The organism is Flavobacterium ginsenosidimutans (assembly GCF_037478105.1).
In the GTDB taxonomy this organism is placed as follows: domain Bacteria; phylum Bacteroidota; class Bacteroidia; order Flavobacteriales; family Flavobacteriaceae; genus Flavobacterium; species Flavobacterium ginsenosidimutans.
Map to the genome: position 1 here is coordinate 3,265,763 of NZ_CP147988.1, position 20,983 is coordinate 3,286,745.

General features: G+C 33.3%; 15 protein-coding genes. 7 read left to right on the forward strand and 8 right to left on the reverse strand.

What is annotated here, in order from left to right:
• The first annotated feature begins 82 nt into the window (after nt 1–82).
• The 5 genes from V6624_RS14300 to V6624_RS14320 all read left to right on the forward strand — a co-directional run bounded on the left by V6624_RS14300 (nt 83) and on the right by V6624_RS14320 (nt 5,990).
• Nucleotides 83–2,068, forward strand: a complete 1,986-nt coding sequence (locus tag V6624_RS14300; RefSeq protein WP_338839037.1) for a GAF domain-containing hybrid sensor histidine kinase/response regulator — start codon at nt 83–85, stop codon at nt 2,066–2,068.
• Between the two features lie 76 nt (nt 2,069–2,144).
• The gene (locus V6624_RS14305; protein WP_111290484.1) at nt 2,145–2,510 is read left to right on the forward strand and encodes a response regulator transcription factor; all 366 of its coding nucleotides are present in this window, start codon (nt 2,145–2,147) and stop codon (nt 2,508–2,510) included.
• Nucleotides 2,510–3,724 (forward strand): YaiO family outer membrane beta-barrel protein, encoded by a 1,215-nt coding sequence (locus tag V6624_RS14310; RefSeq protein WP_338839039.1) that lies wholly within the window; start codon nt 2,510–2,512, stop codon nt 3,722–3,724. The genes V6624_RS14305 and V6624_RS14310 overlap by 1 nt, the downstream gene beginning before the upstream one ends.
• Before the next feature lies 1 nt (nt 3,725).
• Nucleotides 3,726–4,547 carry a HEAT repeat domain-containing protein gene (locus tag V6624_RS14315; RefSeq protein ID WP_338839041.1) on the forward strand — a complete coding sequence of 274 codons (822 nt, stop codon included), beginning with the start codon at nt 3,726–3,728 and terminating at the stop codon, nt 4,545–4,547.
• Between the two features lie 12 nt (nt 4,548–4,559).
• On the forward strand, nt 4,560–5,990 hold the full coding sequence (locus V6624_RS14320) for a glycosyltransferase family 2 protein (RefSeq protein WP_111290487.1): 1,431 nt from the start codon (nt 4,560–4,562) through the stop codon (nt 5,988–5,990).
• On the opposite strand, the gene V6624_RS14325 is transcribed toward V6624_RS14320, so the two are convergent.
• From V6624_RS14325 to V6624_RS14355, 7 genes are all read right to left on the reverse strand, one after another.
• The gene (locus V6624_RS14325) at nt 5,980–6,153 is read right to left on the reverse strand and encodes a hypothetical protein (protein ID WP_162615026.1); all 174 of its coding nucleotides are present in this window, start codon (nt 6,151–6,153) and stop codon (nt 5,980–5,982) included. The two genes, V6624_RS14320 and V6624_RS14325, sit on opposite strands and share 11 nt — an antisense overlap.
• Nucleotides 6,154–6,276: 123 nt before the next feature.
• The gene (gene ilvD / locus V6624_RS14330; protein ID WP_111290488.1) at nt 6,277–7,968 is read right to left on the reverse strand and encodes a dihydroxy-acid dehydratase; all 1,692 of its coding nucleotides are present in this window, start codon (nt 7,966–7,968) and stop codon (nt 6,277–6,279) included.
• Between the two features lie 47 nt (nt 7,969–8,015).
• Nucleotides 8,016–8,585: a Crp/Fnr family transcriptional regulator gene (locus V6624_RS14335; RefSeq protein ID WP_111290490.1), complete on the reverse strand. Its 570-nt coding sequence runs from the start codon at nt 8,583–8,585 to the stop codon at nt 8,016–8,018.
• A gap of 246 nt (nt 8,586–8,831) precedes the next feature.
• Nucleotides 8,832–11,255 carry an ABC transporter permease gene (locus tag V6624_RS14340; protein ID WP_111290492.1) on the reverse strand — a complete coding sequence of 808 codons (2,424 nt, stop codon included), beginning with the start codon at nt 11,253–11,255 and terminating at the stop codon, nt 8,832–8,834.
• Between the two features lies 1 nt (nt 11,256).
• Complete coding sequence (locus V6624_RS14345) at nt 11,257–13,668, reverse strand: ABC transporter permease (RefSeq protein WP_111290494.1); 2,412 nt, start codon at nt 13,666–13,668, stop codon at nt 11,257–11,259.
• A gap of 1 nt (nt 13,669) precedes the next feature.
• Entirely contained in the window at nt 13,670–16,105 is a 2,436-nt protein-coding gene (locus tag V6624_RS14350; protein ID WP_111290496.1) for an ABC transporter permease, read from the reverse strand.
• Between the two features lie 3 nt (nt 16,106–16,108).
• On the reverse strand, nt 16,109–16,819 hold the full coding sequence (locus V6624_RS14355; RefSeq protein WP_111290498.1) for an ABC transporter ATP-binding protein: 711 nt from the start codon (nt 16,817–16,819) through the stop codon (nt 16,109–16,111).
• A gap of 282 nt (nt 16,820–17,101) precedes the next feature.
• Here V6624_RS14355 and V6624_RS14360 point away from each other — a divergent pair, with 282 nt between their 5' ends.
• Together V6624_RS14360 and V6624_RS14365 are read left to right on the forward strand one after the other, a co-directional pair.
• Nucleotides 17,102–18,451 (forward strand): sigma-54-dependent transcriptional regulator, encoded by a 1,350-nt coding sequence (locus V6624_RS14360; RefSeq protein ID WP_111290500.1) that lies wholly within the window; start codon nt 17,102–17,104, stop codon nt 18,449–18,451.
• A 2-nt stretch (nt 18,452–18,453) separates the two neighbouring features.
• Nucleotides 18,454–19,788, forward strand: a complete 1,335-nt coding sequence (locus V6624_RS14365) for a sensor histidine kinase (RefSeq protein ID WP_111290502.1) — start codon at nt 18,454–18,456, stop codon at nt 19,786–19,788.
• Nucleotides 19,789–20,088: 300 nt separating this feature from the next.
• Here V6624_RS14365 and V6624_RS14370 read toward each other — a convergent pair whose 3' ends face one another.
• Nucleotides 20,089–20,976: a DMT family transporter gene (locus tag V6624_RS14370; protein WP_111290504.1), complete on the reverse strand. Its 888-nt coding sequence runs from the start codon at nt 20,974–20,976 to the stop codon at nt 20,089–20,091.
• Nucleotides 20,977–20,983: the final 7 nt, after the last annotated feature.

Sequence of the window (20,983 nt, forward strand, 5' to 3'; positions counted from 1 at the left end):
GCTTTTTTTAAGAAAGTCAAGTTAATGCAAGGGTTTTTAGATTAAATTCCCTTATCTTTATGCACTTTACCACTATAATAAAATGAATAAAGATTACCCCATTCCAGATAACGAACTACAACGTTTAGCTGCTTTAAAACGTTACAATATACTCGACACACTTCCAGATGATGCTTTTGACGATGCGACAAGGCTTGTTTCTTATATCTGCGGTGTGCCAATTGCTCATATTTCTTTTATTGATGAAAACAGACAATGGTTTAAATCTGAGATTGGAGTAGGAGTGTCCGAAGTTCCTCGAGAAATTTCTTTTTGCAATTACACTATTTTAGATACAAAAATTGTAGAAATCAATGATACGCATGTAAATGATACATTCAAAGATGATCCAAATGTTACAGGCGGATTTAATGTTAGATTTTACGCCGGCATTCCGCTAACAACTCCAGACGGTTATAATATTGGAACTTTGTGCGCGGTTGATCATGTTGTAAAAGAACTGAATGACAATCAGCGAAATGCGCTCTCAATTGTTGCCAAGCACGTTATGGCGCAGTTAGAATTAGGAACCAAGAATATCCAATTACAGCATCAGAGAAAAATTGCTGAACGTGCTGTATTGGCAAGAGATACTTTTTTGGCCAATATGAGCCATGAAATTAGAACTCCTTTAAACTCAATTATTGGTTTTACTGATCTTCTTGCGCAAACTGAATTGAATGATGTTCAGCGTGATTATATTGAAAGTGTTCAAATTGCTGGAGAAAATTTATTGCTAATTGTCAATGACGTACTGGATATTTCTAAAATTGAATCTGGAAATTTAGTAATCGAATCTGAACCGTTCAATTTAAAGAAGACACTGAAACATGTCTATAATTTATTGAAGGTAAAAGTGCAGAAAGATGTCGAATTTAATCTTTTTCTTGATGCAGAAATGCCCGATATGGTGATTGGCGATCAAGGAAGGCTTAATCAGATATTGGTGAATCTTATAGGAAACTCACTTAAATTTACCAATGAAGGCGAAGTGACAGTTTCTGTAAAAAAGATTGATGAAACAGAGGATGATTATTCGCTTAAATTTTCTGTGAAAGATACTGGAATTGGAATTCCTAAAGATAAGCTTAAAACTATTTTTGAACGATTTACGCAAGGTGAAGAAAGTACAACAAGAACTTATGGCGGTACTGGACTTGGACTTAATATTGTAAAACAATTAGTTGAACTGCAAAAAGGCGAAGTAGATGTAAAAAGTACGCCAAATCGTGGTTCAGAATTTTGGGTTCAATTGACTTATAAAAAAGTAGATGTTGTTGAAATAAAAGAAAAATCTGTTTCTAAAAATAATCTAGGAAATCTTAAAATTCTTCTTTGCGAAGACAATGTTTTAAACCAAAAGCTCGCAAAAAGCGTAATTAATAATTTTGGATTTGATTTGGATATTGCACAAAACGGCGAAGAAGGTATCGAACTTCTTTCTCAAAACAAATATGATTTGGTATTAATGGATTTGCAAATGCCTGTTAAAGACGGATACCAAACGACAGAATACATTCGTAAAGAAATGAATTCTACTATTCCAATTATTGCCATGACTGCGCATTCTTTAGTAGGAGAACAAGAAAAATGCTATAAAGTAGGAATGAATGCTTATGTGCCAAAACCGTTTAAACAGCCTGTTCTTTTAAAAGCAATAAAAACAGTAATGAATCAGGACAGTGAAGCGAATCATAGAAGAATTGTAGATATGACTTTCTTAGACGAAATGGCTTGTGGAGATACTGAATTTAAAAAAGAGATGATAAATCTTTTTGTAGAAAAAATTCCGAGTCAGGCCAAGGAGATGGAGGAAGCATTTCATAATACAGATCATGACAGCGTAAAGAAATTGGCGCATAATATGAAGTCAAGCATGGATATTTTTATGCTGCAGGATTTGAGTAATTGCCTTTCGATTATTGAAGAAGAAGCCACAACTGGCGAATTTACTGCTGAAACTTTGGATAAAGTAAATATTTTTAGCTGTGGAATTGATGAAGTCATAAAAATTTTAAAAGAGCTATGAAATAAGGGAAATATGCAATAGCTTTACAATATTGATGTTATAAAATAAAGGTGTCCCCAAGATAAAAATTAAAAAAATGAGAATTATTTTAGCCGAAGATAATGATATCCTACGCAAATCATTATCTTTTTTCTTAGAGTCTAAAGGATTTAGTGTTGACCAATTTTCTGATGGTAAAGAAGCACTTGAAGCAATCCAAAAAGAAAATTATGATTTAGTATTGACAGACATTAACATGCCTGGCGTAAGCGGTATGGAGATTACGCAATATATTAGACAAAGCCTCAAATCAGATGTTCCTGTAATTATATTGACTTCTTCGGGTGTCGAACAAACAGAATTGGATTCTTTTGATATTGGCGCTAATGAATTTATTGCCAAGCCAGTCAGTCCGGCTGTGCTTTTAGTGAGAATCAATAAATTACTAAACATACGTGCCTAATGAAATTTGTATATTATTCTATCTGCCTTTTGTTTATTTCTTCCATCGCAATTGGACAAGAAATAAATGTTGATGAGACATTAGCGAATGTGAAACGTGAAGTTGAAAAACAAAACTACGACAAAGCATTAACGCTGATGGATCCGTTACGCGCCAAATTTCCAAACGACGAAGACATACAAACCTATACAGGACGAATTTACAGCTGGAAAAAAGACTACAAAACAGCTATAAAAGTCTTGTCTCCATTGGCAGACAGAAATAATCCAAATCCAGAAGCTTTACAAGCACTTATAAACGTTTACTTTTGGACAGAAGATTATGAAAAATGTATTTCGTATTGCGATAAATATTTAGCTATTGATCCAAAATCAGTTGATGTATTAAAAACCAAAGCTACTTGTCTAGAGAAATTGAACCGTGACGAGGAAGCATTAGATTTAATTCAAAAATCAGCTTATATTGATAATAGTACTCAGGCTTTCAGAGGAATCAGAACGCTTATTGGGCGAAAAGCAAAAAATGCAGTTTCAGCTTCTTATTTAAATGTCTCTACTTCAGAGCCAGGACAGTCTCCATTTCATTATGGATATGTGGAATACTCGCATAAATTCAGTAAATCAGCTATTGTTGGAAGAGCGAACATTGGAAACATCAGCGGTGATACACAAATGTTATTTGAAACCGATTTTTACCAAACTTTTTCAAACAAAAGTTATTTGTATGCAAATGCTGGAGTTTCAACTGGCGAGACTATATTTCCAGTAGCTAAAGGAGGTTTAGAATATTATTTTGCCCCGCAAAAAAAGTTTGATTTTTCGCTTGGAGCAAGATTTATGCATTTTGATTCAGACGATATTACCTTGCTTACAGGGCAAGTAGTGTATAATGCAGGAATTTACAGTTTTGGTTACCGACCTTATTATGATATTTCTAACGAATTATTTTCTCATGTTTTAAGTGTTCAGCGCGTAAACGAAGAAAAAGAGCGTATCATAAGATTGGAATTGCAATATGGAAACGTTCCGTATTTGTATCTCTACAACAGTTTTACACAGCCATTAAAGGCATATCGTGCAGGAATTCAATACCAGCATCGTTTTGGCGATTCGTTTTTTGTGCGTCCTATTTTCCTTTATGAGCGTGAAGAATATATACCTGGAGAATATAGAAATAGGTTCAATGTTCAGTTAATCGTAACAAAACGCTTTTAATATGACAGAAATCTGGGAACTATATAAAGCCGGTCAGTGGGAAGTGCCTTTTCTTACTTTTTCAATCTATCTGTTTGTATTAGGTTCGTTCATTATGTATCTTATTATTGTGGCTAGCCGAAGCAATAAAATTAAAAAAGAAAGGCTTAGAAACGAATACAGTAGCTTAATTGAAAAAATAATGGCATCTGTTATTTTTGAAGATGCATCATTTTCAACAATAAAAGAAGATAAAAATTTTTTAGTGCTTTTTGACACTTCTTTTTTTAGAGAAGTTTTGACAGAATCTCTTATCAATCTTCATAAAAATTATGAAGGGATTTATGCCAAGAAACTGGAGCAATTTTATAAAGATTCTAGATTAATAAAAGATTCATACAGAAGGCTGAAAAGTCTAAAATGGGAAGTAAAATGCAGAGCAATTACAGAATTGGCAGAATTTAATATAAATGAAGCATTTGATTTGATTATTGCCTTATCTAAAGCTAGAAATAAAACACTGAAAATTACTGCGATAAATGCTTGTATTAAACTTGGAGGTACGCAAAGTATAGCATATTTAGTAGAACATTCAGACCCGATAGACGATTGGATGCAGTTGAATATTATTAATGCTTTTAAGAAACACGATGTTGGTGATACAGAAGGAATTGAGTTTTTGTTAGAATCACAAAACACAACTGTCGTTACGCTTGGTCTGAAACTTATAAAAGAACTTAAGCTGACGCAGAAAGTTCCGCATGTGGCGCAATTGGCGGCCCAAGCTTCAAATACAGTTATAAAATACGAAGCGCAAAGCATTTTGCAGGCATTAACCGTTTAATTTTATAAGAAAATGACTTTTTTTAATACTGAAATAGAATGGTTTTTGGATATTTATATACTCCTGATTCTTGGTTACGCCATATTAATTATGTCTTCTTATTTGATGCTGGCTTATATTTCGACAAAAGAGCTTAGAAGGTATCTTAAAAGAAATAGTTTTGTTGATTATGAAGTGTTGCTTACAAGCGAATTTGCTCCTAAACTTTCGCTGATCGCACCTGCTTATAATGAAGGAATGACTATTGAAGAAAATGTAAAATCGCTTCTTTCGTTAAACTACAATAATTATCAAGTTATTGTGGTAAATGACGGAAGTAAAGATAATTCAATGGAAATCCTGACCAAAACTTACGATTTGGTTTTGACAGAATTGGATTTTCATCCAAAAATTGAAACTAAAAAAATTAAAGGAATTTACACTTCAAGAAATGCAGCTTTCAAAAAACTAATTGTGGTTGATAAAGAAAATGGAGGTAAAGCAGATGCTTTGAATGTTGGATTAAACATTGCACAAAATCCGTATGTGGTTTGTATTGATGTGGATTGTATTTTAGATAAAGATTCGCTTTTAAAACTAGCAAAACCATTTTTGGAATCTCACGGAAAGCGAATTATTGCAACAGGAGGCGTGGTGAGAATTGCCAATCAATGTGTGATTAAAAACGGACGTTTGGTTGAAGTGAATATTCCAGATGTGATGTTGTCTCGAATTCAGGTTTTAGAATATCTGAGAGCATTTCTTTTAGGAAGAATGGCTTGGGGAAAACTGGACGGATTATTGCTAATTAGTGGCGCTTTTGGTGCATTTGATAAAGAAATTGCCATACTTTCTGGCGGATACAGTACTAAAACTGTTGGAGAAGATATGGAACTAATCGTGAGAATGCGCCGTTATATGCTTGAAAATAAACTGCCTTATTCGGTAAGTTATATTCCAGATCCGCTTTGCTGGACCGAAGCTCCAGAAGATTTCAAAATATTTAAAAAACAGCGCAGCCGATGGATGAGAGGAACAATTGAAACTTTAAGTTTTCATAAAGTAATGTTCTTAAATCCGAGATATAAATTATTAGGATTACTGAGTGTGCCATATTGGACATTGTTTGAATTCTTAGCTCCAGCGATAGAATTCATTGGACTTGTTATAACAGCTGTATTTATAATTTTTGGATTGCTGAACTGGCACTTTTTCTTCTTGCTATTGCTTTTTGTGTATTCTTTTGCCGTTTTATTTTCGGTCATTGCTTTGTACAGCGAAGAAAAAACATACCATAAATATCCCAAACAGGCCGATTTTTTCAAATTGTTAATGGCAGCGTTTATTGAGCCTTTCTATTTTCATCCGCTTACGGTTTATGCCGCTTTAGTTGGGTATAAAGAAAAAGTTATGGGAACCAAAGGCTGGGGCGAAATGACAAGAAAAGGATTTACTAAAAAATAGAGAAGAGATCTGATTTTATTATAAAGCCAATTCCTGTTCCGACTAACAAACCTCTGGAAAAATCAGAAATTTTAAAAAAATTCGGAAGAATAACAGATGCTGCGATAATGAAAATTCCAATCGAGAGTAAAAATAACGTTTTTTTATTGGTTATCTTTTCCATTTTGTAACAGTTTTAGGTTGATAGTTTTGAGTATACTTTTATTAAAGATATTAAAATAAAATAAAAAAAGCTAAATCAATTTTTGATTTAGCTTTTTTTTGTAAGTGTTTGAAAAAGTATGTTTTAATCTAGATCTGTTTTTAGAACAGCGCCCGTACTTGCATTTGTAACCAACGCTCTATATTGAGAAAGCCATCTTGAATTTAAAGGTTTTTTTAAAGGTTTGAAAGCGGCTTTTCTTGCCGCAATTTCTTCATCACTCAAATTAACTGATAAAATATATTGATCAACATCAATGTGAATTTCGTCGCCATCTTTAACCAAACCAATCATTCCGCCTTCAGCAGCTTCGGGAGAAACGTGACCAATTGAAGCGCCTCTAGTTGCACCGCTGAATCTTCCGTCGGTAATTAAAGCTACAGAACTTCCAAGTCCCATTCCCATAATTAAACTGGTTGGAGAAAGCATTTCTTGCATTCCAGGCCCGCCTTTTGGTCCTTCGTAACGAATAACTACGACATTTCCAGCTTTTACTTTTCCCATCATAATTCCCGCAATTGCTTCGGCTTGGCCATCAAAACAAACTGCGCTACCCGTAAATACACGATCTCCAGTTAAACCAGCTGTTTTAATTACAGCGCCTTGTTCTGCAAGATTTCCGTATAAAATAGCCAATCCGCCAACTTTACTATACGGATTATCAATGGTATGAATAATTGTTGTGTCTTTAATTTCAGCATTGGCGATTTTCTCCAATAAAGTTTCACCGCTAATGGTAAGATTATCAATTAAAACCCCAGAACCTCTTTTGTTTATTTCTTTCATAACCGCATTTACGCCGCCAGCTCTGTTAATGTCTTCCATGTGAACGGTACTCAAACTCGGCGAAATCTTAGCAATATGCGCAACATTTCCAGAAATGGTATTAATATCCTGAAGTTTAAAATCGACATTAGCTTCATTTGCGATTGCGAGCATATGAAGAACAGTATTGGTACTTCCGCCCATTGCCATATCTACAGCAAAAGCATTACGAACAGCATTTTCATTCAAAATATTTTTCAATTTGAATTTCTCAATAGCTTGCTGATCTTTCGCAATATCACAAATTCGTCTCGCAGCTTCACGATACAACTGTTCGCGTTCAGGAGTTTGCGCTAGAATTGTTCCGTTTCCAGAAAGAGCAATTCCCATCGCTTCCATTAAAGTATTCATAGAATTAGCCGTAAACATTCCAGAACAGCTTCCACCGCTTGGACAGGCGTTACACTCGATATCATATAATTCTTCGTCGGTTATTTTTCCAGCTTCGTGTTTTCCAACTGCTTCAAATGCAGAAGCTAAGTCAATTGCAGTTCCGTTTTTGGTGTAACCTTTAGACATTGGTCCACCGCTTACAAAAATGGTTGGAACATCCACTCTCAAAGCTCCCATAATCATTCCTGGAACAATTTTGTCACAGTTTGGAATTGCAATCATGGCGTCCAATTTATGAGCATTCATGACACTTTCTATGGAGTTTGCGATAATTTCACGGCTTGGAAGCGAATATAACATTCCGTCATGTCCCATTGCTATTCCATCATCGATTCCGATTGTATTGAATTCAAACGGAACACAGCCATTAGCACGAATTTCTTCTTTGATAATTTCAGAAACTTTATTTAAGAAAAAGTGTCCCGGAATAATTTCAATAAATGAATTCGCAACTCCAATAAATGGTTTTCCGAAATCTTCGTTTTTTAAGCCCGTAGCTCGCAATAAGGATCTGTGAGGAGTTCGCTGAACACCTTTTTTTACTTCATCACTTCTCATGATAGAAAATGTTTTTTAATGTTGTTTTTTTGTTTTTTGACAGAAAGTTAGATCTGTGATTTTATTCTGCTTAATGTTTCTGGCGAAATATTAAGGTATGATGCAAGATTGGCATTGGACAATCTCTGAATAAGTTCTGGGTTGTTTTTAAGAAGATTGCGATATCTTTCTGCAGCATTTTGGGTCAATAAACTGCTGAGTTTTGAGGTAATGACAGTTAAACCATATTCGAGAATGTAGATATACATTTTATCCCATTGCGGAATTGTGTTGCGAAGACGAAAAAAATCTTCGTAAGAAATTGCAAAAAGATCTGAGTTTTCTACGGCTTCGATATATTCCGAGCTTGGTTCTCTAGAAATAAAACTAACGATTGAAGTTAAAAATGTGCCTTCAAAAGCCATAAAACGAGTGGTAATATTGTGATCTTCGGTACTGTAATACAAGCGCAGACAGCCTTTTTTTATAAAATAGATTTTATCAGCCACCGTTCCGCTTTGCAGCAATTGCTCATTTTTCTTTACTTGTATTAATTTAAAGCAAGAGAGAATGGTGTTAAGTTCATCATTTTCCAGTTGTAATCTGCTCTCAATTAAAGCCTCAAGTTCACTCATCATTTCTCAAAAATTAATCATTATCAAAAGTAAAGTTAATCGAGGAAAAAAACATTGACGAATGTCAAAATCGGTTTAAGAATGAATATAAATAACTTTACGCCTTAGCGACTCTGCGAGATTCTATTTTAAGTATTTTTTCCATACTTTGAAAAATTGCTCGCAAAGACGCTTAGACGCAAAGTTTTTTTTAAGTTTTAATCTGCTCAAATCTGCAGAATCTGCGTGAAATAAAAAAACTCAAACTAATTACTCGTATTTTAAATATTTTAAAACATCAACTTTTGTTGCCTGATACGCTTTTGCTAAAACTATGCATAGCGTTAGAAACAATAAAAACAGAAATGAAAACAGAAAAGGCAGTATCGGAATTTCGATTCTAAAGGCAAAATTATTGAGCCATTTCTGCAATAAAACATAGGCAGGAAATACGGAAATAAGAAAACCTATTGCACAATAAACGACATATTGTTTAGAAAGTTCTTTCAATAAAATATTGGTTTCTGCGCCCAAAGTTTTTCGAATCGCAATTTCTTTCATTCTTCTTTGAATGGAATAAGATGCCAAAGCAAACAAACCAAACAGAGCGATAAGAATTACTACAATGTTTAGTAGCGAAAACAAGTTGTTTTGTTTTACATACGATTCATAAGTTCTGGCGTATTGTTTATCGACAAAATCATAATGAAAAGGATTTTCGGAATCAACTTTTGCTTTCCAAAAGGTTTCTATGCCAGCAATTGTGCTTTGTATGTTTTCAGGCTTTAGTTTTATGTAAATAACATTCATATCGCCAGCCATATCCAAAGATTTTATATGATAGAAAGTCATTGGCACAATGCTGGATTCTGGACTTAGTAAATTAAAATCTTTTACGACCCCAATAATTTTCATGGGCTGATTTCCAATTCTAATTTCGCGGTTAATCGGATTTTTAATATTCATCAGTTTTAATGCTGTTTCATTTATTAAAACAGAATTTACAGTATCCGAAGCTAGTTTTGTATCAAAGTCGCGTCCTTGCTCAATTTTAATGTTCATGAGATCCAGCATTCCATAATCTACTCCAATTGCTTTTTGTTTAAAGAGTTCATCTTTGTACCAGATTGGCCACAAAGAATCGTCATTTCCGTCAAAGGCAATCAATCCTGTCGAAACTTTAGAAATCCCGTTTAGCTTTGATAATTCTTTCTTTATCGTATTATATCGATCATAGATTTTCTGAGTGCTTTGTTCTCCTTCATAATAAGAAGATGGAAAATTTAACGAAACGGCAATTACCTGATCTCCTTTAAAACCTAAATCTTTATTGCTTAAATATTTTATTTGTTCATAAACGATATTGGAACCAATGATAAAAAACGCAGCAATCGAAAACTGAAAAATTAGCATTCCGTTACGCAGCCAAATGCCATTTTTGCTTCTTTCAAAATTACCTTTTAATACTTTTACAGTTTCAAAATTAGAAACATAAAGTGCAGGAAATAAGCCCGCTGCCAAAATTGTGACAATAAAAATAAGAATAAGCTGCAAGTAGAATTCTGCATTTGCTATTGTTAGATTTTTGCCAAGAAAATTGTTGTAATAAGGAAGCGTTAATTCTACAATTACCAAGGCTAATAAAATTGAAAAACAAGTAATTAAAGCCGTTTCAAAAATAAACTGCATCACAATTTTGCTTTTTGAGGCTCCAAGAATTTTTCGTATTCCGACTTCTTTGGCTCGCTTAATGGCGTTTGCTGTTGCCATATTGATATAATTGACAATAGATAAAATGAGGATTAAAATAGACAATCCTGTCATTATTAATAAAAACTGATAGTTGCCTCTTCCTTCTGGGTAACCGTTTAAAATAGAATGCAGTCTGGATTTTGAAAGCGGTTCCATAAAGATTTTAAAATGGCCAATCTTTTTTTCCATTTCGGCAGGAGACATTCCGGCTTCTTTGGAACTTTTTATAATGATTTCGTCATAATATACTTTTTCGAGCATTCTCTTGGTAGCATCAATTTTAGAAGGATCTTTTACTTTTAAAAGTATCTTTAAAACAAATAAACCTTGGTTTTTGCTCAAATCGACTAAATCTTTCATCTTGTTAACGATAACGGTCGGAGCGATAGAAGAATTTCCTGGAATGCTGTAAACCGCTTGAACGGTGAAGGTTTGAGACAGAAAATTTATCTGTTTTCCAATGGGATTTTCTGAGCCAAATACTCTTTTTGCAATATCTTGTGAAATTGCTGCACCCGAACCATCTTTTAGAGCCGAAAAGCTATTGCCTTGAATTATTTTAAACGGAAAAAGAGAAAAGAAGCCATTTTCGACATTGATAATTTTATCTGTAAATTCTTTTTTCCCTTTATAGATTATTTTGTCTTTCTGATACCAATCGTCTGCATAAACGATAGTTTCGACATTAGAATCATTTTCTAAATAGGCTTTTAATCGAACCGAGTTTTCGGCAACAGCCGGCATATCGCCCAGTTGAACCAAAACTTGATAGACATTATCTTTTTCGGGATTCCAGGCATTGTAACTATGTTCGTCGTTCCAATACAAAAGCGCGAAAATTAGACCCGAAATTCCAATTGATAATCCGAGAATATTGAGAGCAGTAAAAAGTTTACTGTTCTTTATTTGATATATAAATATATTGATCCAGTTTCTTAGCATCTTATTCGTATTTTAAATAGCGTAAAACATCCACTTTTGTTGCTTGATAGGCTTTTGCGAGAACAATCGTCAAGGTTAAGAATAATAACGATATAAAGGCTAGGACAAAGGGTAGTAGGGGAATATCAATTCGGAAAGCGAAGTTTTCGAGCCATTTTCCCAATAAGAAATAGGCAGGAGCAATTCCGATCAGAAAACCAATTATACAGAAAACTATATATTGTTTGGATAATTCTTTTAATAATACATCAGTATCTGCACCAAGAGTTTTTCTAATTGCAATTTCGCGAAGTCTTCTTTCCATCGAAAAAGAGGCTAAAGAAAACAATCCAAATACAGCAATTAGGATTACAATTATATTCAGTAAAGCAAATAAATCTCTCTGATTTTCATATCTTTTGTACGTTTTTGCATAGTTTTTGTCAACAAAATTATATTCAAACGGATATTCTGAATCTACTTTTTGCACCCAGAATTTATTAATTGCTGCAATAGTTTCCTGCATATCATCAGGCGAAATTTTGATAAAGATATGGCGGATATCATCTTTAACTCCGTTGATTTTTGTAACGTAAAAAAACATCATTGGAGAAATTTGGCTTTCCATTCCAAAGTAATTAAAATCGTTTACAATCCCAACCACTTTTACCTTTTGATCTCTCCATGAAAGTGTTTTATTCAAAACATCTTTTTCCGGAATTAATTTCGCAGCATTTTCATTCAACAAAACAGATGAAATAGTATCAGAAGAGAATCTGGTGTCTAATTTTCTTCCTTTTAAAAGTTTGACATCTAGTATGTCGAGCATTTCAAAATCCATTCCCATTTCTTGTATCATGAAAGGAGTATTGTCTTTGTAACTCGCCGTTGACCAAGAGTTTTCTAAAGATCCCATTGAAAATAATGCAGTAGAAACTGCTTCAACACCTTTTATTTTGCTTGCTTCCTGCTTAATTAATTTATAACGCTCATACTGACTTTTATCTGTTTTAGGTTTAAAAGCAATGTCTAAAACCTGAGCCCCTTTAAAACCTAAATCTTTCTCAGCCATAAAGTTGACTTGTTTATACACAATAAAAGATCCGATTATAAAAAATGCTGCAACAGCAAATTGTAAAACCAGCATTCCGTTTCTAAGCCAGATTCCTCTTTTACTTCTAGAAAAATTACCCTTTAAAACTTTTAGAGCTTCAAAATTAGAAACATAGACAGCAGGTAAAACTCCAGAAAAAATAATAACCAATAAAGTGATTAAAATAAGCTGTATATAGAATTGAGAACCAATTAAAACCAAATCTTTATCAAGAAATGAATTGTAAACAGGCAGTGAAATTTCAACAATCACCAAAGCCAATAAAACAGAGAAAATGGTGGTTATGGCAGTTTCAAAAATGAATTGGGCAACAATTTGTCCTTTTGTAGCGCCGGTAATTTTTCTAACACCAATTTCTTTTGCTCTTTTAATAGCGTTTGCAGTTGCCAGATTAACGTAATTTACAATAGAAAGTAATAGAATTAAAATTGATAATCCCATTAAAACTAAAATGTATTGCAGCTTTCCGCCTTCTTCTGGAAAAGGAAAATTTCCTTTATACAATCGCGCTTCGGGCAACGGTAATAAACTTGATTTTACGGGATCGCCATATTTTTTTACAAACTCAGCAACGGTCAAACCTTCTTGTTTTGCATACACTTTTGTGCAATTATCAAAGAAAATCTGATCGAGTGTTTTTACAACTCTCGGAACTGCTTTTGGTTTTTTAATTTTAAGAATAAGCCCATAATGATAAGTCCATTGATCTTTTGTTCTTTTTAAATCATCTTCAATTATAGTGGTAACGGCTTCAGGCATTACTGAAGATTTCTGTGATAGTTTATAGACGCCTCTCACGGTAAAAATCTGTCCTTCGTATTTTACCAGTTTTTCTAACGGATTTTCGTTCCCGAACAAACGTTCTGCCGTTTCCTCAGATAAAGCAATGCTGTTTCTGTCTTGAAGTGCTGTTTTTGCATTTCCATAAACAAACGGAAAAGGAAAAAAAGAGAAAAAATTACTTTGAGCAGTAAATATTTTGTTGATCATTTCTTTTTTACCATTGTACGAAATAATATCTCTTGCATAATCAGCATAGAAATAGCAATAACTTTCTAAATCTGAAGAAACAGACTTTAGCATAGGCCCATTTGTAGCAGGGTTTGACGTCCAGATGTTATTATTGCCAATATTATTTAAAACAGAATATATTTTGCCTTTTTCAGGATTCCATTGATCATATGAATGTTCATCATTCCAAAAAAGAATGGCAAAGATTAAAGTTGCTATTCCTATGGATAATCCTAAAATATTCAGAATCGAAAACAGTTTGTTGCTTTTGATGTGGTATATAAATATGTTGATATAATTTTTCAGCATGTTACTCGTATTTTAAGTATTTTAAAACATCTACTTTTGTAGCTTGATATGTTCTAGACAGCACTACAATTAAGGTTAAGGATAATAATGCTAAGAATCCAAATAAAAATGGATAAGCAGAAATTTCAATTCTAAAGACAAAATCTTCAAGCCATTTATTTAGTAAATAATATGCTGGAAATAGGGCAATTAGAAATCCAACAAAACAAAAGATAATATATTGTTTAGAAAGCTCTTTTAGCAAAACATTGGTTTCAGCGCCCAGCGTTTTTCGAATAGCAATCTCTTTCATTCTGCTTTGAACAGAATAAGAAGCTAAAGCAAAAAGTCCAAACAGAGCAATGAGAATAACAACGAAATTTAAGAGTGAAAAAAGATTGCTTTGATTGATGTATTCTTGATAATTTCTCGCATAAGCCTTATCCACAAAATCGTAATGAAAAGGAGAATCTACATCTACATTTTTCTTCCAAAACGTTTCAAGATCAGCAATCGTATTGGTGATCTCATTTTGATTCACTTTCACAAATAAATGATTTACGTTAAGATTCGTCCAGTCTATTGTTTTGAGATGAAAAAAGACCATTGGAGGAATTTCGGCTTTTGGTCCCCAAAGATTAAAATCTTTTACAACTCCAATTATTTTAAGTTTCTGATCATTCAAGGTTACAACTTTCCCAACCGGATTTTTTTCGTTCATTAATTGTAAAGCCTTTTCATTAATTAGTATAGCATCAATACTATCTGATGCAATTGAAGAGTCTAAATAGCGCCCTTGACTAAGTTTAATTTTCATCATTTCAAGCATGCCGTAATCAACACCTATATTTTGTGCCAAAATGGTTTTGTCATTATAATTAAAAGTTGATGAAAGACTATTTCCTGAGGCAAAAGAGATAACGCCAGTACTGACTTGTGAAACGCCTTTAATTTTGGAAATTTCCTGTTTAATAGTCTCGTATCTTGCAAACAATTTTTCATCGACTTTGGGGTCATTGAGATCAAAAAAGGGTTTTTCATATTTGATTTCTAAAACCTGATTTCCTTTAAAACCTAAATCTCGCTTGTTTAAAAAATTGACTTGCAGGTACACAATATATGATCCAATCATGAAAAAAGAAGCAATTGCGAATTGTAGAATCAGTATTCCATTGCGAAGCCAGACACCACTTTTACTTCTGCTGAAATTTCCTTTCAATACTTTTAGGCTTTCAAAATTTGAAATATAAATAGCGGGAAATATTCCAGCCGCAATTATAGTTATAATAAAAATGACGATAAGTTCAAATGAAAACTGAAATCCAGAAATTGATAAATTTTTGTTTAAGAAGTTATTATAAAAAGGCAAGGACAGTTCGACAATAACGAGAGATAATAGAATAGAAAAAGTAGTAATAATAAAAGTTTCAAAAATAAACTGTAATACAATATTACCTTTAGATGCGCCAAGAACTTTTCTAATACCAACTTCTTTTGCTCTTTTTATGGCATTTGCAGTTGCAAAATTGATGTAATTGAACAATGACAAAATCAAAATTAAGAATGATAAAGCCATCATAATCAGCAAGAATTGAAAATTACCCTGACCTTCTGCATAACCATCAATTTGAGAGTGCAATCTTGCATCTTTTAAAGATTCTAAAGAAACTTTTACTTCAAATTCACTATTTTTTTTAGACCATTCAGCAATTGAAATGCCTTCATCTTTTGCCCATTTTAATGAACGATTTTTGTAAAATAGATTGTTCATTTTAGCAATCACTTTGTCTTTGTCGGCAGGATTTTTTAATTTTAAGAGCAATCCCATATCAAAACTCCCCCAGTTGTCCTTGTTTTCCCGCATTCTTTCTGCTGTAAAATTGGTAATTGCATCTGGCTCCAAAGAAGATTTTCCAGGAATGGTATAAACTCCCGTTACAACAAGTTTTTTATCATAATAGTTTACAGTTTTGCCAAGTACATTAACACTTCCAAATAGATTTAGAGCTGTTTTCTTAGAAATTGCTAAACAATTTTCGTCTTTTAAAGCCGTTTTACTATTTCCCATTATAAAAGCAAAAGGAAACATCTCAAAGAAAGTTTTTTGGGCATTAATAGTATTAAAAACTCCTTTTTTGTTATGGTATTGAATTGTTTTTTCGGCATACCAAGTGTCTAAGTAGCAATAACTTTCAATTTCCTTAAAGTCGTTTTTAAAATAACTTTCGAAGGTTAGAACATTAGTTCCCCACGTATTGGTTGGACTAACTTTACTAATGGATTGAAAAACCACTTCTTTATTAGGATTCCAGTCGTTATAGCTTTGTTCTTCATTCCAATACAAAATCGAAAAAATCAAACCCGCAATTCCAATACTCAGATCAAGAATGTTCAGAGCCGTAAAAAGCTTGTTATGCTTTAAATGATAAATAAATGTATTGATCCAATTTTGAAGCATAAACTAGTTGTTAGCAGTTACTAAAACATCTACATTTCTATGATTTACTTTTTCCGAAAGGATTACGCCATCTTTCATTAAAATAGTTCTCTGCGAAAAAGATGCATCATAATCGGAGTGTGTCACCATTAGAATTGTCGATCCGCTGGCATGGAGATCGGTTAGTAATTCCATTACTTCATTTCCGTTTTTACTGTCTAAGTTTCCAGTTGGCTCATCGGCCAAAATAATTTTCGGATTATTGATTAAAGCTCTTGCAACGGCTACACGCTGCTGTTGCCCGCCAGAAAGCTGCTGCGGAAAGTGTTTCAAACGATGCGAGATTCCTAATATTTTTGCTATTTCATTTACTCGAGATTTTCTTTCCGAAGAAGGAACATTGGCATAAATTAAAGGCAATTCTATATTATCAAAAACAGATAATTCATCAATTAAATTGAAGTTCTGGAAAATGAATCCGATGTTTTCTTTTCTTGCTTGCGACTTTTGTTTTTCCTTCAAACCCACCATTTCCTGACCAAGAAGCTTATAACTTCCGTCTGAAGCACTGTCTAAAAGTCCGATGATGTTTAATAAAGTTGATTTTCCGCTTCCTGATGGTCCCATAATCGAAATAAAATCGCCTTGATTGATCGTTAACGAAATTTCGCTTAATGCTTTGGTTTCTAATTCCTCAGTTCTAAATACTTTTGAAAGTTTTGTAATGTTAATCATAATTGACTGTTTTGGATTTTGATTGATTTTCTTTTAAAATTTTATGCCTTCAGAAATGATAGAAACAAGTCTGAAAAATAAGATAATTTATTTTCAAATTATCACTATTTATTTGTTATTTGTACTCCTGAAAGGCGTTAATAATTAATGATTTACAAGTTCTAATGTGATTTTCATGCCAAGAAATTAAACCTTGTAACTACTTTATTTTTAATGTTTTATTTTTTGATAAAAAACCAAACTGTCCATTAGTGGACACCTTTCGTCCAAAACTGAACAACAATGAAAAAGACCAACGCATCTATTTTAATCATCGACGATCAAGAAGACATCCTTTTTGCATCAAAAGTTTATCTGAAAAAGTATTTCGAGAACATTTTTACACTCAATAATCCGAAAAATATTGTCGAATTGTTGTCGAAAAATGCTATTGATGTCGTTTTATTAGATATGAATTATAGATTAGGTTTTGAAGATGGAAGGGAAGGTTTGTATTTGCTAAAAGAAATAAAAACGCTTTCGCCAAAAACGGTTGTGATTTTAATGACCGCTTTTGGAAAAGTAGAAACTGCCGTTGAAGGCTTAAAATCGGGCGCTTTTGATTATATTCTAAAACCTTGGGAAAATAAAAAGCTTTTAGAATCGGTAAAACAAGCTGTAGATAAAGCCCGAAAAGAACAGAAGAAAAACAAAGACGTTGAGATAAAACAGGATTTTTTTGTTGGCAGTTCTGAAATTATAAAAAAGGCTTATTCTCTAGCAGATAAAGTCGCAAAAACCGATGCGAATGTTCTGATTCTAGGCGAAAACGGAACTGGAAAGTTTGTTCTGGCACATCATATTCATACACAATCTGAAAGAAAAAATCAGCCGTTTATTGCGGTTGACTTAGGTTCTTTAAATTCGAATATTTTTGAAAGCGAATTGTTCGGCTATGCCAAAGGTGCTTTTACCGATGCTAAAACGGACACAGCAGGGCGTTTTGAAATGGCGCAAAACGGAACCATTTTTTTGGATGAAATAGGAAATGTACCGCTTCATTTACAATCTAAATTGCTTCAAGTGATTCAGACGAAAACCGTAACAAGATTGGGCGAAACCAAAGCAAGACCTTTAAATGTTCGAATTATCACAGCAACAAATTTGAACTTAAAACTAGAAGTTACCGACAAAAACTTCCGAGAAGACTTGTATTATCGCATAAATACGATGGAAATTGTTTTGCCTCCGCTAAGAGAACGTCACGAAGATAAGATTCCGCTAGCCGAATATCTTTTGGATAAAATGATTGAAAAATATAACCGAGACGAAATCACTTTTGATAAAAAAGTCTTAGAACAGATTGAAAAACATGCTTGGAATGGAAACATTCGCGAAATGGAAAATAAGATTGAACGTGCTGTTATTCTTTGCGAGAATAATACCATCACGGTTTCTGATCTGGACTTAGAAACGATAACGCCTTACGAGGAAAATTCAGATGATATTCAGCTTTCTTCGGTTGAAAAAGCTACAGTTGAAAAAGCACTTCTTAAAAACAACAATAATATCAGTAAAACTGCCGAAGAACTGGGTTTGTCAAGAGGCGCGCTGTACCGACGTTTGGAGAAATTTAATATCAATATCGACTAATTATGCTAAGGACTTTACAAACTTACAAACTCCTTTTTCTGCGATTAATTTTTATCGTGATCGGAATCGAATTGTCGCTGTATTTCTTTAGAATTGGTTTACTTTTTACAGGAATTTTTGGCCTTTGCATGGTTTTTCTGCTGGGTAGAGAAATGTATTTTTATGTTAGAAATATGGTCTTGATTTATAATAAAACCATTTCTTCGATATTGCAGGACGATTTTAGTTCCGATTTTTCTAAACATAAATTCAATAGTACTTATAATGAGCTTTTTACTTTGTATGAAACCTTAAAAAGTAAGCAAAATGAGCAAGTTACGAGAGATATTATTTACCGTTCGATTTTAAACAATATAGAATCGGGTGTTATTATTTTGCAGAGGCAAGAAAGCGATTGGAGTATTTTTTTGATGAACGATTATTTTTCGAGCCATTTTAATGTTCCGAAAGTTTCAAAATGGAAATATCTTAAAAATCAGCTGCCATCTTTGTGTGAAATTATCGAAGAAGATGATTTTCATGAAATAAAAACTTCAATTGAGCTTAGCATAAACGAACAAAGCAAACAGACGTTTGTTTTGCAGGCTTCACGAACCGAAATTTTTGGGCAGGATTATTTTATTGTTCTGTTGGATTCGATTCAAAATGTGGTTGAGAAAAAAGAAAAAGATGCATGGATTAATTTGATGAAAGTGATATCGCATGAATTATTAAACTCGATAACGCCAATTCGCTCAATCTGCCAGAATTTGGAGGATTTAGTAGAACAAGATTCGCTTTCGACAGAAGATTTAGAAGACATAAAAAACAGCGTGCAGACGATGCTGAGACGAAGCGATCATTTGCAGAAATTTGTTGAAGGGTATCGAAAACTGGCAATGCTTCCTTCACCCAAAAAAGAAAAAGCAGCATTGCAGCAACTCGTTGAAAACTGTATTCAAGTTATGAATCCGTTGTTTAGGAAAAGTAATATTGAAGTCAAAAATGCCGTTATCCAAAACTATCTAATCGATGTCGATTCGCAGCAGTTAGAACAGGTATTGATTAATTTATTGACAAATTCGATTAATGCTTTAGAAAATAGCAATACGAAGCAAATTTCGATTACGGCGGAAGCCAAAAACAATCGCATTTTTATAAAAGTTTCAGACCCAGGAAAAGGAATCGAAAAAGAAATTGAAGACAAAATATTTCTGCCGTTTTTCACCACCCGAACCGAAGGCGCAGGAATTGGTTTGACTTTATCTAAAAATATTATTGAAGCACATGGCGGTTATATTTCGCATAAAAGCGAAAATGGCAAAACAATTTTTGAGATTAGCTTGATTGAAGATTGATAGATATACTCTAAAGTTAGTTTGCGCATTTTTGTCATTTCGACGAAGGAGAAATCTCCACAAGTAACTCCGTACCGAAATTCCAATCTTTGTCGAGCTTTTAACGGAGATTCCTCGTTCCTCGGAATGACAAACAATGACGAAACTTTGACAAAGTTTATGCTGATCTACTTAAAAAACAGTTTAGATTTTTTCACGCAGATTCAGCAGATTTTTACAGATTTAAAAAGATTTATTAAAATAAAAATCTGCGTTGATCTGCTTAAATCTTTTTAAATCTGCGTGAAATATTTTAAAAGATTAATTTCGTCTAATCAACACCTTTAATCTTTCACTTTTAAAATTGACTTCAGAAATAATGGTCGCAGAAAAAATCAAAGTACCGCCTAAAAGTAAACGCCATGATAGATTTTCTCCTAAAATAAAAAACGCACCAATTGCCCCGAAAACAGGTTCAAACAAATAAATAACCGCTACGCGTTCTGCTGATAAATAACGTTGAGAAATGTTTGAAACCGTATACATAAAAGCGGTAGAAAACAAAGCACAATAAATTACGCCCATCCAGAACGTATTGTTTTGTGGAAGCCATTCTGATGAACCGTCTGTTAACGCTATTAAAAAAGTAAAAAGCGCACAAAATGCAAACATTGGCACAATAGAATACAAGAGGTTTTTGGTGGCAGAATGTTTTTCAACAGCAATTAAATAAACCGCAAAGGCAAAGGCTCCAGCAATTGTAAATAAATCTCCAAAGTTTATGGTAAACTTATCCTGAATGGCAATAATAAATAACCCAGTTAAAGCCGTCAAAGCAGCAATCCAGATTTTTAGTGAAGCGTTGGTTTTATAAATTGCTAGTTTTAATAACGGAATAATAATTACGGTTAATCCTGCAATAAAAGAGCATTGAGAAGCATCTGTATATTTAAGTCCGACAGTTTGCAACTGAATGCCTAAAAACATTGGAACAGCTAAAATAAAACCTGTTTTAATAGCTTCTCGATTGATGTCTTTAACATATTTCCAAAAAATAATACTCAATACCACAACAGCCAACAGGAAACGATAAAATAAAAATACGTTTAGCGAATAGTGGCCAATTGCCATTTTGGTAACGGAGTAAGAAACTCCCCAAAAGGCAGTGCCAAGAATTAATAAAAACAATAAAAGCTGTCTTCTTTCCATTTTGAAA

What these genes read in the sequence shown, in the direction of transcription:
- V6624_RS14340 (WP_111290492.1), bottom strand. Translation starts at nt 11,255, where the DNA reads ATGCTAAGAAACTGGATCAATATATTTATATATCAAATAAAGAACAGT.
- V6624_RS14310 (WP_338839039.1), top strand. Translation starts at nt 2,510, where the DNA reads ATGAAATTTGTATATTATTCTATCTGCCTTTTGTTTATTTCTTCCATC.
- V6624_RS14300 (WP_338839037.1), top strand. Translation starts at nt 83, where the DNA reads ATGAATAAAGATTACCCCATTCCAGATAACGAACTACAACGTTTAGCT.
- V6624_RS14335 (WP_111290490.1), bottom strand. Translation starts at nt 8,585, where the DNA reads ATGATGAGTGAACTTGAGGCTTTAATTGAGAGCAGATTACAACTGGAA.
- V6624_RS14315 (WP_338839041.1), top strand. Translation starts at nt 3,726, where the DNA reads ATGACAGAAATCTGGGAACTATATAAAGCCGGTCAGTGGGAAGTGCCT.
- V6624_RS14360 (WP_111290500.1), top strand. Translation starts at nt 17,102, where the DNA reads ATGAAAAAGACCAACGCATCTATTTTAATCATCGACGATCAAGAAGAC.
- V6624_RS14320 (WP_111290487.1), top strand. Translation starts at nt 4,560, where the DNA reads ATGACTTTTTTTAATACTGAAATAGAATGGTTTTTGGATATTTATATA.
- V6624_RS14345 (WP_111290494.1), bottom strand. Translation starts at nt 13,668, where the DNA reads ATGCTGAAAAATTATATCAACATATTTATATACCACATCAAAAGCAAC.
- ilvD (WP_111290488.1), bottom strand. Translation starts at nt 7,968, where the DNA reads ATGAGAAGTGATGAAGTAAAAAAAGGTGTTCAGCGAACTCCTCACAGA.
- V6624_RS14305 (WP_111290484.1), top strand. Translation starts at nt 2,145, where the DNA reads ATGAGAATTATTTTAGCCGAAGATAATGATATCCTACGCAAATCATTA.
- V6624_RS14350 (WP_111290496.1), bottom strand. Translation starts at nt 16,105, where the DNA reads ATGCTTCAAAATTGGATCAATACATTTATTTATCATTTAAAGCATAAC.
- V6624_RS14370 (WP_111290504.1), bottom strand. Translation starts at nt 20,976, where the DNA reads ATGGAAAGAAGACAGCTTTTATTGTTTTTATTAATTCTTGGCACTGCC.
- V6624_RS14365 (WP_111290502.1), top strand. Translation starts at nt 18,454, where the DNA reads ATGCTAAGGACTTTACAAACTTACAAACTCCTTTTTCTGCGATTAATT.
- V6624_RS14325 (WP_162615026.1), bottom strand. Translation starts at nt 6,153, where the DNA reads ATGGAAAAGATAACCAATAAAAAAACGTTATTTTTACTCTCGATTGGA.
- V6624_RS14355 (WP_111290498.1), bottom strand. Translation starts at nt 16,819, where the DNA reads ATGATTAACATTACAAAACTTTCAAAAGTATTTAGAACTGAGGAATTA.